The 15,205-nt window shown below is 72.1% G+C and carries 13 protein-coding genes; 7 read left to right on the top strand and 6 right to left on the bottom strand.

Annotated elements, in window-relative coordinates; translation table 11 throughout:
- Nucleotides 1-57 precede the first annotated feature (57 nt).
- The 4 genes from OHS71_RS04410 (at nucleotide 58) to prcB (ending at nucleotide 4,570) form a co-directional block, all read left to right on the top strand.
- Nucleotides 58-453 carry a YybH family protein gene (locus tag OHS71_RS04410; protein WP_328476991.1) on the top strand — a complete coding sequence of 132 codons (396 nt, stop codon included), beginning with the start codon at nucleotides 58-60 and terminating at the stop codon, nucleotides 451-453.
- A gap of 64 nt (nucleotides 454-517) precedes the next feature.
- Nucleotides 518-1,288: a beta-phosphoglucomutase family hydrolase gene (locus tag OHS71_RS04405; RefSeq protein ID WP_328476989.1), complete on the top strand. Its 771-nt coding sequence runs from the start codon at nucleotides 518-520 to the stop codon at nucleotides 1,286-1,288.
- Nucleotides 1,285-3,627, top strand: a complete 2,343-nt coding sequence (locus OHS71_RS04400) for a glycoside hydrolase family 65 protein (protein ID WP_328476987.1) — start codon at nucleotides 1,285-1,287, stop codon at nucleotides 3,625-3,627. Before OHS71_RS04405 ends, OHS71_RS04400 begins: the two co-directional genes overlap by 4 nt.
- An 88-nt stretch (nucleotides 3,628-3,715) precedes the next feature.
- On the top strand, nucleotides 3,716-4,570 hold the full coding sequence (gene prcB, locus OHS71_RS04395; protein ID WP_328476985.1) for a proteasome subunit beta: 855 nt from the start codon (nucleotides 3,716-3,718) through the stop codon (nucleotides 4,568-4,570).
- Between the two features lie 12 nt (nucleotides 4,571-4,582).
- Here prcB and OHS71_RS04390 read toward each other — a convergent pair whose 3' ends face one another.
- A complete protein-coding gene (locus OHS71_RS04390; protein WP_328476983.1) occupies nucleotides 4,583-5,542 on the bottom strand; it encodes a hypothetical protein in 960 nt (319 codons plus the stop codon).
- Nucleotides 5,543-5,553: 11 nt separating this feature from the next.
- Nucleotides 5,554-7,026, bottom strand: a complete 1,473-nt coding sequence (locus OHS71_RS04385; RefSeq protein ID WP_328476981.1) for an APC family permease — start codon at nucleotides 7,024-7,026, stop codon at nucleotides 5,554-5,556.
- Between the two features lie 334 nt (nucleotides 7,027-7,360).
- Here OHS71_RS04385 and OHS71_RS04380 point away from each other — a divergent pair, with 334 nt between their 5' ends.
- Nucleotides 7,361-7,822 (top strand): DUF5709 domain-containing protein, encoded by a 462-nt coding sequence (locus OHS71_RS04380; protein ID WP_328476979.1) that lies wholly within the window; start codon nucleotides 7,361-7,363, stop codon nucleotides 7,820-7,822.
- Nucleotides 7,823-7,877: 55 nt separating this feature from the next.
- Here OHS71_RS04380 and sthA read toward each other — a convergent pair whose 3' ends face one another.
- Together sthA and OHS71_RS04370 are read right to left on the bottom strand one after the other, a co-directional pair.
- The gene (gene sthA / locus OHS71_RS04375) at nucleotides 7,878-9,281 is read right to left on the bottom strand and encodes a Si-specific NAD(P)(+) transhydrogenase (RefSeq protein WP_328476977.1); all 1,404 of its coding nucleotides are present in this window, start codon (nucleotides 9,279-9,281) and stop codon (nucleotides 7,878-7,880) included.
- Nucleotides 9,282-9,382: 101 nt separating this feature from the next.
- Nucleotides 9,383-9,589: a hypothetical protein gene (locus tag OHS71_RS04370; RefSeq protein ID WP_328476975.1), complete on the bottom strand. Its 207-nt coding sequence runs from the start codon at nucleotides 9,587-9,589 to the stop codon at nucleotides 9,383-9,385.
- A gap of 114 nt (nucleotides 9,590-9,703) precedes the next feature.
- Between OHS71_RS04370 and OHS71_RS04365 the strand changes: the two genes are divergently transcribed.
- Nucleotides 9,704-11,956 (top strand): MMPL family transporter, encoded by a 2,253-nt coding sequence (locus OHS71_RS04365; RefSeq protein WP_443046849.1) that lies wholly within the window; start codon nucleotides 9,704-9,706, stop codon nucleotides 11,954-11,956.
- On the opposite strand, the gene OHS71_RS04360 is transcribed toward OHS71_RS04365, so the two are convergent.
- The gene (locus OHS71_RS04360; protein ID WP_328476971.1) at nucleotides 11,913-13,004 is read right to left on the bottom strand and encodes a PP2C family protein-serine/threonine phosphatase; all 1,092 of its coding nucleotides are present in this window, start codon (nucleotides 13,002-13,004) and stop codon (nucleotides 11,913-11,915) included. The genes OHS71_RS04365 and OHS71_RS04360 overlap by 44 nt on opposite strands.
- A 232-nt stretch (nucleotides 13,005-13,236) precedes the next feature.
- On the opposite strand from OHS71_RS04360, the gene OHS71_RS04355 reads away from it, so the two are divergent.
- Nucleotides 13,237-14,124 (top strand): GNAT family N-acetyltransferase, encoded by an 888-nt coding sequence (locus OHS71_RS04355; RefSeq protein WP_328476969.1) that lies wholly within the window; start codon nucleotides 13,237-13,239, stop codon nucleotides 14,122-14,124.
- A 124-nt stretch (nucleotides 14,125-14,248) separates the two neighbouring features.
- On the opposite strand, the gene OHS71_RS04350 is transcribed toward OHS71_RS04355, so the two are convergent.
- The gene (locus tag OHS71_RS04350; RefSeq protein ID WP_328476967.1) at nucleotides 14,249-15,136 is read right to left on the bottom strand and encodes a Gfo/Idh/MocA family protein; all 888 of its coding nucleotides are present in this window, start codon (nucleotides 15,134-15,136) and stop codon (nucleotides 14,249-14,251) included.
- Nucleotides 15,137-15,205: the final 69 nt, after the last annotated feature.

The following is a 15,205-nucleotide window of genomic DNA, read 5'->3' as shown; positions in this document are numbered from 1 at the left end:
ACAGCAGAGTGTCGCAGTCTCCTGGAAGGGAGACCCGCAGCGAGAGGAGGACGACCTTTGTCCGACGACGAGACGCAGATCCGTACCCTGATCACCCGCTGGGCCGACGCCGTCCACCGCGGGGACCTCGACACCGTCCTGGCCGACCACGCGGACGACCTCGTGCTGTACTACGTCCCGCCCCCGCACGAGGGCATCCGGGGCCTCGCGGCCTACCGCGCGCTGTGGCCGCCCTTCTTCGCCTGGCAGGCCCAGGGCGCGCGCTTCGACATCGACACCCTGCACGTCACCGCCGGCCAGGACGTCGCCTACGCCCACGCGCTGCTGCGGTGCGGCACGCCCCGGGAGCTGGCCGAGAACCCCGCCCTGCGGCTGCGCCTGACCTTCGGTCTGCGCAAGGAGGGAGGCCGCTGGCTGATCGCGCACGAGCACCACTCGTTCCCGCACGAGTGAGAGCACGAAGATGTGGCCGGGCCCACACAGTTGAGGGGGCCGATACCGGGGAACCGGAGCCTGTATGACGACGACGCTAGGTCTCCCCGGAACGATCCAGGCCTGTCTCTTCGACCTCGACGGGGTGGTCACCCGGACGGCCGTGGTGCACGCGGCCGCCTGGAAGGAGACCTTCGACGCCTTCCTGTACGCGCGCGGCGACGAGGACTTCCGGCCGTTCGACGAGGGACACGACTACGACGAGTACGTCGACGGCCGCCCCCGCGCCGACGGCGTACGCACCTTCCTCGCCTCCCGGGACATCGAACTGCCCGAGGGCGAACCCGGTGACCCACCCGACGCGCAGACCGTCCACGGCCTCGGCAACCGCAAGAACGAGCTCCTCCTGGAGAAGATCCGCACCCAGGGCGTGGAGGCCTACGACGGCACCCTGCGCTACATCGAGGCGGCACGCGCGCACGGCCTGCGCACGGCGATCGTCTCCTCCAGCGCCAACACCCGTGACGTACTGCGCTCGATCGACGCCGAGCACCTCTTCGAGGTACGGATCGACGGCGTCGTGGCGGCCGAGCGGAAGCTGCCCGGCAAGCCCCGCCCCGACACCTTCCTGGCCGCCGCCCGCGATCTCGGCGTCGAGCCGTCGTCAGCGGCCGTCTTCGAGGACGCGCTGGCCGGGATGGACGCGGGCCGCGCCGGGAACTTCGGCTATGTGGTCGGAGTTGACCGGGTCGGACAGACCGACGCCCTGTACGCGCACGGCGCGGACGTCGTCGTGAAGGACCTCGCAGACCTCGCGGACACCGCGGGTCGCGGCGAAGCGGGAGGACGCGAGTGATCACGGACCGGTCCTACGCCGTCGAGCCGTGGTACGTCCGTGAGACGGAACTCGACCTCGACGTGCTGGCGCAGAGCGAGTCCGTCTTCGCGCTCTCCAACGGGCACGTCGGCTGGCGCGGCAACCTGGACGAGGGAGAACCGCACGGCCTGCCCGGCGCCTACCTCAACGGCGTCCACGAACTGCACCCGCTGCCCTACGCCGAGGCGGGCTACGGCTATCCGGAGTCCGGGCAGACCGTCATCAACGTCACCAACGGCAAGATCCTGCGGCTGCTGGTCGACGACGAGCCGTTCGACCTGCGCTACGGGCGGCTCGTCACCCATGAGCGGGTGCTCGACCTGCGCCGGGGCGTCCTGGAGCGGACCTGCGAGTGGACCTCGCCCGCCGGGTCCACGGTCCGGGTGCGCTCGACCCGGCTGGTCTCGCTCACCCAGCGGGCCGTGGCCGCCGTCGCCTACGAGGTGGAGGCCGTCGGCAGCCGCTCCCGGGTGGTGATCCAGTCCGAGCTGGTCACCAACGAGAGCCTGCCCGACCCGAACGGCGACCCGCGCGCGGCCCGCGCCCTGAAGTCGCCGCTGGAGCCGGAGGAGGACGTGGCCGTCGGCCGGCGACTGCGGCTCGTCCACCGCACGAAACGCAGCGGGCTGCGGGTGGCCGTGGCCGCCGACCACGAGGTCACCGGCCCCGACCGGACCGTCATCAGCAGCGAGAGCAACGTCGACGTCGCCCGGCTCACCGTCACCTCCGTGCTGGAACCCGGCGAGCGGCTGCGCGTGGAGAAGCTCGTCGCCCACGGCTGGTCCGGCGCCCGCTCCCGGCCCGCGATGAGCGACCAGGTGGAGGCGGCCCTCGCGGCCGCCGGACACAGCGGCTGGGCAGGACTCCTCGACGAACAGCGGGCCTACCTCGACGACTTCTGGTCCCGCGCGGACGTCGAGGTCGACGGCGACGAGGAGATCCAGCAGGCCGTCCGCTTCGCCCTCTTCCACGTCCTCCAGGCCGGCGCCCGCGCCGAACAGCGCGCCATACCCGCCAAGGGGCTGACCGGCTCCGGCTACGACGGCCACGCCTTCTGGGACACCGAGACCTTCGTGCTGCCCCTGCTCACCTACACCGCGCCCCAGGCCGTCGCCGAGGCGCTGCGCTGGCGGCAGAACACCCTGCCCGCCGCCCGGGAGAGGGCCGCCCAACTCGGGCTGGACGGCGCCGCGTTCCCCTGGCGGACGATCGAGGGGTCGGAGGGCTCGGCGTACTGGCCGGCGGGTACCGCCGCCTTCCACGTCAACGCCGACATCGCCGACGCCGTGGTCCGGTACGTCACGGCCACCGGGGACACCCGCTTCGAAGCGGACACCGGCGTCGAACTGCTGGTGGAGACCGCCCGGCTGTGGCGCTCGCTCGGGCACCACGACGCGCACGGCGCCTTCCACATCGACGGCGTCACAGGACCCGACGAGTACAGCGCGGTCGCCGACGACAACACGTACACCAACCTGATGGCCCGGGCGAACCTCCTCGCCGCCGCCGACGCCGTGGAGCGGTATCCGGGCCAGGCCACCCGGCTCGGCGTGGACGAGGAGGAGAGCGCGGCCTGGCGGGACGCCGCCGAAGCGGTGTACGTGCCCTACAACCACGAACTCGGTGTGCACGAACAGCACGCGGGCTTCACCCGCTACCAGCACTGGGACTTCGCCGGCACCCGCCCCGACCAGTACCCCCTGCTGCTCAACTTCCCGTACTTCGACCTCTACCGCAAACAGGTCGTCAAACAGGCCGACCTGGTGCTGGCGATGTACACCTGCGCGGGCCACTTCGACGAGGAGCAGATCGCCCGCAACTTCGCCTACTACGAGCCGCTGACCGTGCGCGACTCCTCCCTCTCCGCCTGCTGCCAGGCGGTGATCGCCGCGCAGGCCGGCCATCTGGGGCTGGCCTACGACTACACGACCGAGGCCGCGCTGATGGACCTGGCCGACCTGGAGCACAACACCCGCGACGGGCTGCACATCGCGTCCCTGGCGGGCACCTGGATGGCGCTGGTCGCCGGGTTCGGCGGACTGCGCGGCGACGCCGAGGGCCTGCGCTTCGCGCCCCGGCTGCCCGAGAGGTTCAGCAGGCTCGCCTTCAGCGTCCAGCTCCTCGGCCGTCGGCTGCGCGTGGAGATAGGCCCGGACAAGGCCGCCTACACCCTGTTGTCGGGCTCGCCCCTGACGATCCGTCACCATGGTGACGAGGTACTGGTCAACGGTGACGGCCCCGTCGTGCGCCCGGTACCGCCCGCCCCGGCGCGACCGGTGCCGCGCCAGCCTCCGCACCGGGGGCCGAACACCCGCTGAGGCCGGAGCCGGCGTCCGGCGGTGTGTTTCCCGGCCGCCGGGCACTGGTAGGTAGTGGGGGGTGTTCCGGGCGGCGAGGGGGAGCGGCATGACGGACGGCGGACACGACGGACGGCTCGCGGACGAGTTCTTCACGGCGGGCGGCTCGTCCTTCAGCGACTTCCTGGCTGCGCACCGGCCCGATCTGCTGCCGACCCGGCGCCCGTTCGCCGACGGTGTCCGGGCCGCCCCGGACAGCTTCCCGCACGGGACCACCGTGCTGGCCCTCGCCTACCGCGACGGTGTGCTGATCGCCGGCGACCGCCGTGCCACGATGGGCAACCTCATCGCGCAGCGCGACCTGGAGAAGGTCCACCCGGCGGACGACCACACCGCCGTCGCCTTCGCCGGTACGGTCGGACTCGCCCTGGACATGGTGAAGCTGTACCAGGTCGAGCTCACGCACTTCGAGAAGGTCGAGGGTGTGCCCATGACCCTCGGCGCCAAGGCGCGCAGGCTGGCCACGATGATCCGGCAGAACCTCGGCCAGGCCATGCAGGGCCTCGCCGTCGTCCCGCTCCTCGCGGGCTACGACACGGCCGCCGGCGCGGGCGCCCGGGGCCGTATCTTCAGCTTCGACGTGGCGGGCGGCCTGTACGAGAAGGCGCCCTTCCACGCCGAGGGCTCCGGCTCCCCGTACGCCCGGGGGGCGCTGAAGAAGCTGTACCACCCGGACATGACCCGGCGCGAGGCGGCCCTGGCCGCGCTCCAGGCGCTGTACGACGCCGCCGACGACGACTCGGCCACCGGCGGCCCCGACCTCGGCCGCCGCATCTTCCCCATCGTCTCGGTGATCACCGAGGAGGGCTTCGAGCGGCTGCCCGAGCCCGAGACGGAGGCGCTCAGCCACGAGATGGTCGAGCAGCGCCGCGGCAGACCGGACGGCCCGCCCGCCACCGGCTGAGGAGACCCGGCGTCAGTCGCGTACCCCCCACTCCTTGCGCCGCCGGGTCAGCTGCTGGGCCGGATCACCGGTGTACGACCAGGGTGTGCGGGTCGCCCGGTCGCCGAGCATCCGCAGCAGCGGCGCCGCCACGTCCGCGGTGCCCGCGGAGCACGCGGCGTGCGTCAGGTAGTGGAAGTCCCTCAGCTCGCCCGGGGCGACGGCGTCGTCCATCCGGCCCATGATCCAGCGCTCCCAGGTGCGGCGGACGTCGCTGACGGCGCCGTCGTTGTTCCAGTGCTGGCCGAGGCCCACCGCGGTGGCGCGGTCCTGCTTGCTGTCCAGGGAGTGGCGGAACTCCTCCACCCGCGCGTACTGCACCAGCACCGGCAGCGGACAACCGGGCGGGGCCACGCCGGCGGCGTCACGGGCGAAGTCGTACATCAGCCCGTGCGAGCCGTGCCAGCGGGCCGAGTAGTAGTGCAGGACCTGGAGATGGCCCTCCATGCTGTAGGGGTCGCGGCGGTGCAACTCGTCCCACCAGCGGGCCAGTTCCTGCCGGCGCACCCCGGCCGGATAGAGACGCGCCACCGAGATCAGCGAGGTCCACGGTGTCGGGTCGTCCGGGTACGCCTCGGCGGCGGACAGACACGCCACCACCGCCCCGTCCACCCGGGTCTGGTCGATCGGCGCACCCCGGCCCGCGGTGATCGCCATGTCGAACGCCCGGGCCGTCTCCGTGGCAGCCCGCAGCACCAGCGCGTCGGCGCTGCGCGGCTCGGCGGCCAGCCAGGTCTCCACCGTCGAACTGCCCACGCAGGCCTGCGCGAGCAGGCGCACCCGGTGACCACGGGCGAGCCAGTCGGGGCCGGTGGCGCGCAGCAGGTCGCGAAGACCCTGCCAGCGGCCGATGACGATGTCGTGCCGGGTGGAGGAGAGGGCAGCATCCCCGCAGTCGGGGTCGAAATCGGGAGCGAAGCGGTCCCGCGCCATCTGGTCCCCTCTCAGAAGTCGGTGGAGAGACCCTCGTGACCGGCGGAGTGCGCGGCCGGGTGGCCGTCGGGCACGTAGCCGGCCTCGACGGTGCGCGAGGCGTCCAGCCGGGAGGGGCGGTAGTACTCGCTGCCCTGCCGCCAGTACCAGAGCATCGGTACCAGTCCGACGGCGAGCCCGCCGACGCCGATGGCGATGGCCGCCGGGTCCAGTTCGCCGAGCGACTCCGCGAAGATCCAGAACATGAACAGGGCGCCGAACAGCGGCCACACACCGCCGAGGAGGAAGTCGGACGGGGACTTCAGCAGGGTCTTGCGGTACGCGACGACCGCCGCGAGGCCCGCCAGGCCGTAGTAGATCGCGATCTGAAGACCGATCGCCGAGATGGCGTCGGCGAGGATGTCGCCGACCGAGCCCAGCGCGTTGGAGGCGACGAACAGCACCAGAGCCACCCCGCCCACCACCGCGATCGCCACGCAGGGCGTGTTCCAGGTGCGGTGCACCCGGCCCAGCGCGGACGGCATCGTACGGTCCCGGCCCATTGCGAACAGCGAGCGCGTGACCTGGATCAGGGTCGTCTCCAGGGTGGCGACGGTGGACAGCATCACGGCCACGATCAGCACCTTGCCGCCCCAGCCCGGCCACACCTCCTCGCCCAGCGCCGCCAGCACGTTGGCGCCGTTGTCCTCGACCTGCTGCGAGCTCAGGATGACGTTCACCGCGATGGTGAAGACCTCGAAGAGCAGGAAGACGATGCCCACCCCGATCAGCCCCGCGAGGCCCGTCGTACGGCGGCTGTTGCGGGTCTCCTCACTGAGGTTGCTGGTCACGTCCCAGCCCCAGTAGTAGAACGCGGCGACGAGCGCGCCGGACGCGAAGCCGGACACCCCCTCGAAATGGCTGAATCCGAGCCAGGACCAGTCGAACGGCAGCGCGGAGTCCGAGTGGAACAGGGCGAGCAGCGCGAACAGCGCGAGGATCGCGAGCTCCACACCCGACATGATCAACTGCGCGCGTACGGTGAGCCGGGCCCCGCCCAGCACCACGGCCAGCATCACGATGAACCAGGCGGCGCCGACCACGGTCGACAGCGCGGTGTTGTCGGCGAGGCCGTCGTCGAACAGGGCGAGCGTCATCGACCCGGCCGGCAGCGAGCCCGCGACCATGAAGATGGTCGCCGAGATCACCAGTGCCCAGCCGCTGATGAAACCCAGGAACGGGTGGAGCGTGCGCCCCACCCAGGAGTAGCTGGCACCTGCGTTGACGTCGATCCGGCTGAGCCGGCTGAAGGCCAGCGCGATGCCCAGCATCGGTATCGCGCAGTACAGCAGTGCCGCCGGGCCTGCCAGGCCCACGGCGCCGGCCAGGACCGCGGTGGTCGCGGCGATGGAGTAGGCGGGCGCACTGCCGGCGACCGCCATCACCACCGTGTCGAAGGTGCCCAGCACATTCGCCTGGAGCCCTCTTCCGGTGCTGTTGCTCATGGTTGCGCTGCTTTCCGTCGTGCACGCCGCCCGGGCGGGGAGGACCCGACGGCGTATGGGGGGTGGGGGCGGTGGAGAACGCCGCCGCGCGTCGAGAGGGATGACCTCGGGAAACGTCGGCGGAGCAAGGCGCGGAGGATTCCGTTCCAGCACTGCGTCGGCGGACGGTCACCCGGAGTGTGCGAGTGACTATAGCCCCAACTATTGAGCTTTCAAGATTGACGGATGGGTAACGTCCACCGCCGCCCGTGCGGACGGCATGTGCCGAGATTGGAGCGGGCCGCACGGGAAACGCGGACGGGGAGAGAACAGCCGCTGTCACGAGGAGGCACCCATGGGTACGGAGTCCGAGGCGATGGGCGACGACGTCTACCAGCCCACCGGCACGAACGAGGAACAGGAGGACGGCGCCCCGCTCGACCTTCAGGACGCCGTGGACGAACGCACCTACGACGACGCCCTGGACGAGGGCTACTCTCCGCCGGAGAAGCCGCTCGGGGTGACCAAGTACGGCACCACCGCGGCCGAGCAGCACGACGGCGAGAGTCTTGACCGGCGCCTGGCCCAGGAGGTGCCGGACGTGTCGGACCCGGCCGGGGACGGCATCGGCGACCTCCCCGGCGGCGAGGGCGAACCCGTCGACCCCGAGGCAGGCGACCGGCGCGCGGGACGGCTCGTGGCCCCCGACGAGGGCGCCCACCCCGACGCCGTCAAGGAGGAGATCGCCCGGGACGTGGGCATCGACGGCGGAGCCGCGGGCGCCGAGGAGGCGGCCGTCCACGTCGTCGAGGAGTGAGCGCCCCGCGCCGCTCCCGGCCTCCGCCGCTCCCGCCCGCCGCCGGCGCGCTCCTTCAGTCCCCGATGCGGTCCAGCTGCCGTAGCCGGTTGGTCGCGTCGAGGGCGGCGACCTTGTAGGACTCCGCCAGCGTCGGGTAGTTGAAGACCGCGTCGACCAGGTAGTCGACGGTGCCGCCGCAGCCCATCACCGACTGCCCGATGTGGATCAGCTCGGTCGCGCCGGTGCCGAAGCAGTGCACCCCGAGCAGCTTGCGGTCCACGGGCGAGACCAGCAGCTTCAGCATCCCGTGGGCGTCCCCGATGATCTGCCCGCGGGCCAGTTCACGGTAGCGGGCTATGCCCACCTCGAAGGGCACGCTGTCCTCGGTGAGCTGGTCCTCGGTCCGCCCCACGAAACTGATCTCAGGGATGGTGTAGATGCCGATCGGCTGAAGGTGGTGCATCTGCCCGACGGGCTCGCCGCACGCGTGGTAGGCGGCCGCCCGGCCCTGCTCCATCGCCGTCGCCGCGAGCGCCGGGAAGCCGATGACGTCGCCGACGGCGTAGATGTGCGGCACCGGGGTGCGGTAGTGCTCGTCGACCTCGATCCGGCCGCGCCGGTCGGCCGCCAGCCCCGCCTTGTCCAGGTCGAGTCCGTCGGTGAGGCCCTGCCGTCCCGCCGAGTACATCACGGCGTCGGCCGGGATCTTCTTGCCGCTCTCCAGCACGGTCAGCGCACCGCGCGCATGCCGTTCCACGGCGGCGACGGTCTCCCCGAAACGGAAGGTCACCGCCAGGTCCCGCAGGTGGTACTTGAGCGACTCGATGACCTCGACGTCGCACATGTCGAGCATCCCGGCCCGCTTCTCCACCACCGTGACCTTGCTGCCGAGCGCGGCGAACATCGACGCGTACTCCATGCCGATCACACCGGCGCCGACGATCACCATGGACTGCGGAACCCGCTCGACCGTCAGGACGTTGTCGGAGTCGAGGATCGTCCGGCCGTCGAACTCCACACTGTCCGGCCGCGCCGGCCGGGTCCCGGTGGCGATCACGATGTGCTCGGCGCTGATCAGCCGCTCCTGCCCGGTGATCTCCCGCAGCGCGACGGTGTGCGCGTCGAGGAACCGGCCCGTGCCGGCGAACAGGGCGACGTGGTTGCGGGACAACTGGCTGCGGATGACGTCGATCTCACGCCCCACCACATGCTCGGTGCGGGCGGTGAGATCGGCGACGGTGATGTTCTCCTTGAGGCGGTAGCTCTGCCCGTACAGATCGCGCTGGGTGAGGCCGGTGAGGTAGAGCACCGCCTCACGCAGGGTCTTGGAGGGGATGGTGCCGGTATGGAGGGAGACCCCGCCGACCATGTCGGGGCGGTCGACGACGGCCACCCGGCGGCCCAGTTTGGCCGCGGCGATGGCGGCCTTCTGGCCGCCGGGACCTGATCCGAGGACGAGCATGTCGAAGTCGGGCACGCTCCGGAGTCTGGCAGCCGCAGGGGCCGCGGCGGAAGAGTGTGCCCCGATCGCGGGACGGGCCGCCGGCCCCGGTCGTGGATCCGGGCCCCGTCAGGGAGCTAGGGCAACAGCTTCTCGATCGCGCCCGGCCCTTCCTCGGCCAGCTTGCGACGCGCCCACTCGAGGTTGCGCGGGGTGAGGTCCCGGCCCGTGGCGAGGACCATGTCCTCCGGCGACACCTCGGTACCCGTACGGGTGTGGAGCAGTCGGTCCGGGGTGGCGCGGTCCGGGGAGGGCTGGGCGGCGCCCGGCTCTGACGTCGGCATGATGTCTGCTCCTCGCGTCCGAAGGAATGTACTAACACCATTCATCCTGCGGCCGCACCCTGCAATCGCGATCAGTTCCCGCCCGAGGTGCCGGAATGATCAAGTGGGGGTCTAATGGGCTCCATGGCACCCACCACCGCCGGGAACCCGCGACGCGGGGGACTGCGCAGGCTCGGCGCCTGGTGCGCCCGCCACTGCACGATCGTCATCATCGCCTGGCTCGTGGCCGTGGTCGCCCTCCAGGTGGTCAGCCGCACCGTCGGCGGGACCTACGAGGACAACTTCCAGCTGCCCGGCGTGCAGTCCACCAAGGGCCTGGACGTGCTCAAGGAGCACGACCCGCAGGCCGGCGGCTACAGCAGCCAGATCGTCCTGCACGACGACCAGGCCGTGAGCACGCTGAGTTCCCAGCTGTCCACGGCCGTCGGGGACCTCGAGAAGCTCCCCCATGTGCTCTCGGCCGTGAACCCCCTGTCGGTGACGTCCTCGAAGGTCGGCCCGGTGTCGGGCGACGGCAAGACCGCCTACGTCACCGTCCGCTTCGACGTGCAGCCCTCCACCCTCGGCGACGACTACCTGAACGGCGTCGACAAGGCCGTCCAGCCGCTGCGGACGGCCGGCGCCGACGTCGAGTACGGCGGTTCGCTCGGCGAGCTCGCCCGTCCCGCCGCGAACGACAAGATCAGCGAGCTGATCGGCTTCGCGGTCGCCATCGTCGTCCTGCTCGTCGGGTTCGGCAGCGTCATCGCGGCCGGACTGCCCCTGATCACCGCCCTGATCAGCGTGGTCGGCGGACTGGCCTGCCTCGGGCTGCTGGCCGCAGCCTTCACCTTCGCGACCGTCTCACCGACCCTCGCCACCATGATCGGCCTCGGCGTCGGCATCGACTACGCCCTCTTCCTCGTCACCCGGCACCGGCAGAACCTGATGAACGGCGCCGACCCCGCCGAGGCCGCCGGGCACGCCACCGCCACCAGCGGCCGCGCCGTGCTCGTCTCCGGCACCACCGTGATCATCGCGCTGTTCGGTCTGTACGCGTCCGGGGTGTCCTTCATCGGCAAACTCGGACTCGCCGCCGCCGTCACCGTCGTCTCCGCCGTCATCGGCGCCCTCACCCTCGTACCGGCCCTTCTCGGGCTCATCGGCAGACACATCGACCGCTACCACGTCCGCAGACCGGTCGCCGAGACGGACGCCGGACCGGACGCCGTCCCGCACGGCACCTGGCACCGCTACGCCAAGCGCGTCGAGCGCAGGCCCTGGCAGTACCTCGGCGCCGGCGTGGCCGTCATCGCGATCCTCGCGATCCCCGTCTTCTCCATCCAGCTCGGCCACATCGGCGACGGCGCCGACCCGACCTCCTTCACCGACCGGCGGGCCTACGACCTGATGACCGACGCCTTCGGGCCCGGCTCCAACGGCCCCCTCACCGTCGTCATCGACCAGACGTCCGTCCCGTCCGACAAGCGCTCCGACCTCTCCGGCCAGGCGCAGAAGACGCTGAACGCGGTGTCCGGCGCCGCCACGGTCACCCCGCTGACCGCCACCAGCGACGGCGACGTCCTGCTGGCCACGGTCTACTCCAAGGAGTCCCCGCAGAGCGCCACGACCACCGACCTGACGAACCGTCTCGTCGACGACACGCTCCCCGACGCGGTCTCCGGCTACGACGCCAAGGGCTATGTCACCGGCACCACGGCGGCCCAGGTCGACTTCCGCGACATCGTCGCCAGCCGGCTGCCCCTGATCATCCTGGTGGTCGTCGCCCTCGCCTTCCTGATCATCCTCGCCGTTTTCCGCGGCCTCCTCGTCGCGGTCAAGGCCGCCGTCCTCAACGTCCTGTCGATCACCGCCTCGTACGGCGTCGTCGTGGCCGTCTTCCAGTGGGGCTGGGGCGGGCCCGCGCTGGGCGTGCACGGCAAGGTGCCCATCGAGAGCTACGTGCCGATGATGATGTTCGCGATCATCTTCGGCCTCAGCATGGACTACGAGATCTTCCTGCTGTCCCGGGTGCACGAGGCCTGGATGCGCACCGGTGACGCCAAGGACGCCGTCGCCCACGCCCTGGAGATCACCGCCCGGGTCATCACCTGCGCGGCGCTGATCATGGTGAGCGTGTTCTCGGCGTTCATCATCAGCGACAACATCGTCGTCAAGATGCTGGGCCTCGGCCTCGCCGTCAGCGTCCTCATCGACGCCACCGTCGTACGGCTGCTGATGGTGCCCGCCGTGATGACCCTGCTGGGGTCGCACGCCTGGTGGACTCCGCACTGGCTGGACCGGATCCTGCCGCACATCGACGCCGAGGGCGACGCGGAGACCCTCAGCGGTCCGCCCGACGGCCCGGCGCGAGAACGAGCATCGTGACGTCGTCGCGGATGTCGGGACAGTAGCCCCGGACGTCCGCCCACACCCGGTCGGCGGTGGTCGCCGGGTCCGCGCCGGCGGCGAGCGCGGGCAGCCGGTCCAGCAGGGGATAGAAGACTCCTGCGGTGTCCCTCGCCTCCGAGACGCCGTCGGAGGCCAGGAAGAGACGGTCACCGGGGCGCAGCGGCAGGATATGGGCGGCGAGCGGAGCGCCTTCCGGCAGACCGAGCCCCAGTGGCGTCCATGGGACGAGGTCCACCTCCGTGGCCGTGCCGTCGCGCAGCAGCACCGGCGGGGGATGCCCGCAGACGACGATGCGCACGGTGTCCGCGCCCGGCGTGAACTCCAGCAGTACGGCCGTCGCGAACAGCTCCGCGTGCGCGACCCGCGCCGAGTCGGCCACCAGCCGCCGGTCCAGGCGGGCGGCGACCTTCTCCAGGTCCGGCTGGTCGAGCACCGCCTCCCGGAACGCGCCGAGCAGCGCGGCCACGGTCGCGATCGCCGCGAGCCCGTGCCCCTGGACGTCGCCCAGCACCGCCCGCACTCCGTGCCCGCTCGTCCGCACGTCGAAGAAGTCGCCGCCGACCAGCGTCCCGCGCTGCGCCGCACGGTAGAGCCCCGCGCAGGCCACCGGCCCGACCCGCTGCGGCACCGGCGGCACCAAGGCGTTCTGCGCGGCCTCGGCGATGGTCCGCTCGGTGTCCAGCTGGACGTCCCGGCGGCGGCTCACGAACGCCACGAACACGCTCAGCAAGGCCACGAAGGACACCGTCAGCACATCCGTCCGGCCGGGCCGGTCGAGCTGGAACGCGGGCACGTTGAGCATCACGATCACGGCCGCGCCGAGGAACGCGGTCGCCACGGGACCGTACGACAGCACGGCCAGCGGCGGGATCGCGCCCAGCAGGAAGCCGATGTCCAGCGGGTCGGGGCTGGTCAGCGTGGCCGCGCAGATGCCCGCCACCAGCAGGAGCGGCAACGCCCGCACCCAGCGCGGCGCCGGCGCGCCCCGCAGCCAGCCCCGCCGGTCTCCGTCCAGTCGTCGCACACCACCACGCTCCCCCTCGGCACCGGCCCGCGCACGCCGGGACAAACCGGTGGACGGCGTCGAGGCTCGCCCTCTAGCGTGTGACCGCACGCCCGGACACCCACGGAAGGAGGCGAGCGCCATGCGAACCACACCCGTCCCGCGCTCCCGCCCCGTGACCCCGGCGTGCCGCGTCTGACCTGCGTCCGACGCCCCCGGGAGCGCACCATGCCGTACGCACCCGGAGGAATCCGTGACCGATCCGGTCATCCGCGCTCTCGACGAGAGTGACGTCCATCTGTTCGACACCCTGCCCGACCCGCTGCGCGCCGCCGACGCCTTCCGCCACGCCGCCCACCGCCCGGAGTGGAAACGCGTCGCCCTGCGCGACGGCCGGGTAGTGGCCCGCGCCGCCTGGTGGGGCGGGCCGCAGGACACCGAACCCCTCGTCGTCGAATGGTTCGACTTCGTCGACGGCGAGGAGGAGGCCGCCGTCGCACTTCTGCGCACCGCCCCCTGGCAGGTGGGCCTGGACCTGGTCCTGCCCGGCGGCTGGCGCGAGGACCCGGTGATGCGGGCCGCCGCCGGGGCCCGCCACGCCGCAGCCCGCGCGGCCGGGTACACCCCGCTGGTGGAACGGTTCGTGTACCGGTGGACACCGGAGTGCGGACTGCCCGAACGCCCCGGCCGGCTGAGCTTCGCCCCCGAACCGGACGACGCGGTGTTCTTCGACGCGCTGCGCCGCATCCACTCCGACACCCTCGACGCGCACGCCCGCAGGGCCATCGAGGAGGGCGGCCTCGACCGGGCCGCCCAGGAGGAACTGGACTTCTTCCGCTGGTGCCCGTCACCGCGGGAGTGGTGGCAGGTCGCCCGCACCCCGCACGGGGAGCTCGCGGGCATCCACATCCCCGCCCACAACCCCTCCGGGCCCTGCGTCGGTTTCATCGGCGTGCTGCCGGAGCACCGGGGACACGGGTACGCCTACGACCTGCTGGCCGAGTGCACCCACCATCTCGTCGAGCGGGGCGCCGAGTTCATCGCCGGCGCCACCGACCAGGGGAACTTCCCGATGGCGGCGCACTTCGCGAAGGCCGGCTACCCGATCGTGCGGGAGCGGGTGAACTTCGAGATCCGCTGACGGCCTCCGCTGACGGCCTCCGCCGAACGGCCTTCGCGGGCGGCTTCCGTCGGCGGCGGGCCGAGCCTCCGGGAACCGTCACGGCAGGTCCTTGCCGGTCCCGGAGGCCGCGAGGGGCGGTGCGTCAGCGCGCTCCGTCCGTCAGCAGGTCCTCGGCCTCGGCCAGGATCTCCGTGACGCGCAGGCCGAACGCGGCATCGCAGGCGTGGGGCCGGCCGTCGCGGGCCGCGGCGATCAGTTCGTCCGCGGCCCGTGTGAGGGCACCGGCCGCGTCACCCCCTCGGGGGAGCCGCGTCACCCCGGCGTCGCCGCGCAGTTCGACGTCCGCGGCCGTCGCCGCGGGCGGGGCGGTCAGACTGAGCGTCACCGTGCTGGAGGCACCGTCCGCATGGTCCAGAACCAGGTGGACGGTGTCGTGGGGACCACGTGCCGCGGCCGCCACCCGGCGGACGTCGCCGAGGACCGGCAGCAGCACGGACAGCGCGTGCGGGCCCACGTCCCAGACGGCGCCCTTCTCGCCGCGCCAAGGAGTGGCGAAGGCGCTGTCGCTCTCACCGTGGAACACGTCGCCCAGCCACTGGGCGTGCCCCGTGAACCAGCCGCCGGTCCGCGCCTGTTCGGCGATCCAGGTGCCGGCCTCGGGCATGAACCGGGTGGTGAAGAAGACGACCGACGCCACCCGGGCCTCCCGCGCGGCCCGTACGACCTCGCGCGCTCCCGCCACGGTCGTGGCCACGGGCTTGTCGAGCAGGAGGTGACATCCGGCTTCCGCGGCCCGCACCGCGAGCTGCGCCTGGACGTCCGGAGGCAGGGCGACGGCCACCGCGTCGACGTCCGCCAGCAGGGCGTCGACGTCGTCGTAGGCCCGTGTCCCGTGCCGGTCGGCCAGTTCCTTCGCGGCCTCCGGGCGCCGGCCCCAGACACCGGCGAAGTCGAGCGACTCGTGCGCCTGAAGGACGGGGGCGTGGATCATCCGGGCCCAGGGGCCGGTGCCGAGCAGACCGATGCGCATACCGCTTACTCTCCCTGATGCCGACCGACTGGCGGGCGACGTCCCGGCCGGGACGCCGACTCCGTCCGT

Source organism: Streptomyces sp. NBC_00377, from assembly GCF_036075115.1.
Taxonomy (GTDB): Bacteria; Actinomycetota; Actinomycetes; order Streptomycetales; family Streptomycetaceae; genus Streptomyces.
Note: the sequence above shows the minus strand (reverse complement) of the source record. Positions and strands in the feature narration are given on the sequence as shown.

Excerpts from the sequence above, each read along its gene's own strand:
- OHS71_RS04405 (WP_328476989.1), top strand. The coding sequence starts at position 518 with ATGACGACGACGCTAGGTCTCCCCGGAACGATCCAGGCCTGTCTCTTC.
- prcB (WP_328476985.1), top strand. The coding sequence starts at position 3,716 with ATGACGGACGGCGGACACGACGGACGGCTCGCGGACGAGTTCTTCACG.
- OHS71_RS04390 (WP_328476983.1), bottom strand. The coding sequence starts at position 5,542 with ATGGCGCGGGACCGCTTCGCTCCCGATTTCGACCCCGACTGCGGGGAT.
- OHS71_RS04385 (WP_328476981.1), bottom strand. The coding sequence starts at position 7,026 with ATGAGCAACAGCACCGGAAGAGGGCTCCAGGCGAATGTGCTGGGCACC.
- OHS71_RS04380 (WP_328476979.1), top strand. The coding sequence starts at position 7,361 with ATGGGTACGGAGTCCGAGGCGATGGGCGACGACGTCTACCAGCCCACC.
- OHS71_RS04370 (WP_328476975.1), bottom strand. The coding sequence starts at position 9,589 with ATGCCGACGTCAGAGCCGGGCGCCGCCCAGCCCTCCCCGGACCGCGCC.
- OHS71_RS04365 (WP_443046849.1), top strand. The coding sequence starts at position 9,704 with ATGGGCTCCATGGCACCCACCACCGCCGGGAACCCGCGACGCGGGGGA.
- OHS71_RS04350 (WP_328476967.1), bottom strand. The coding sequence starts at position 15,136 with ATGCGCATCGGTCTGCTCGGCACCGGCCCCTGGGCCCGGATGATCCAC.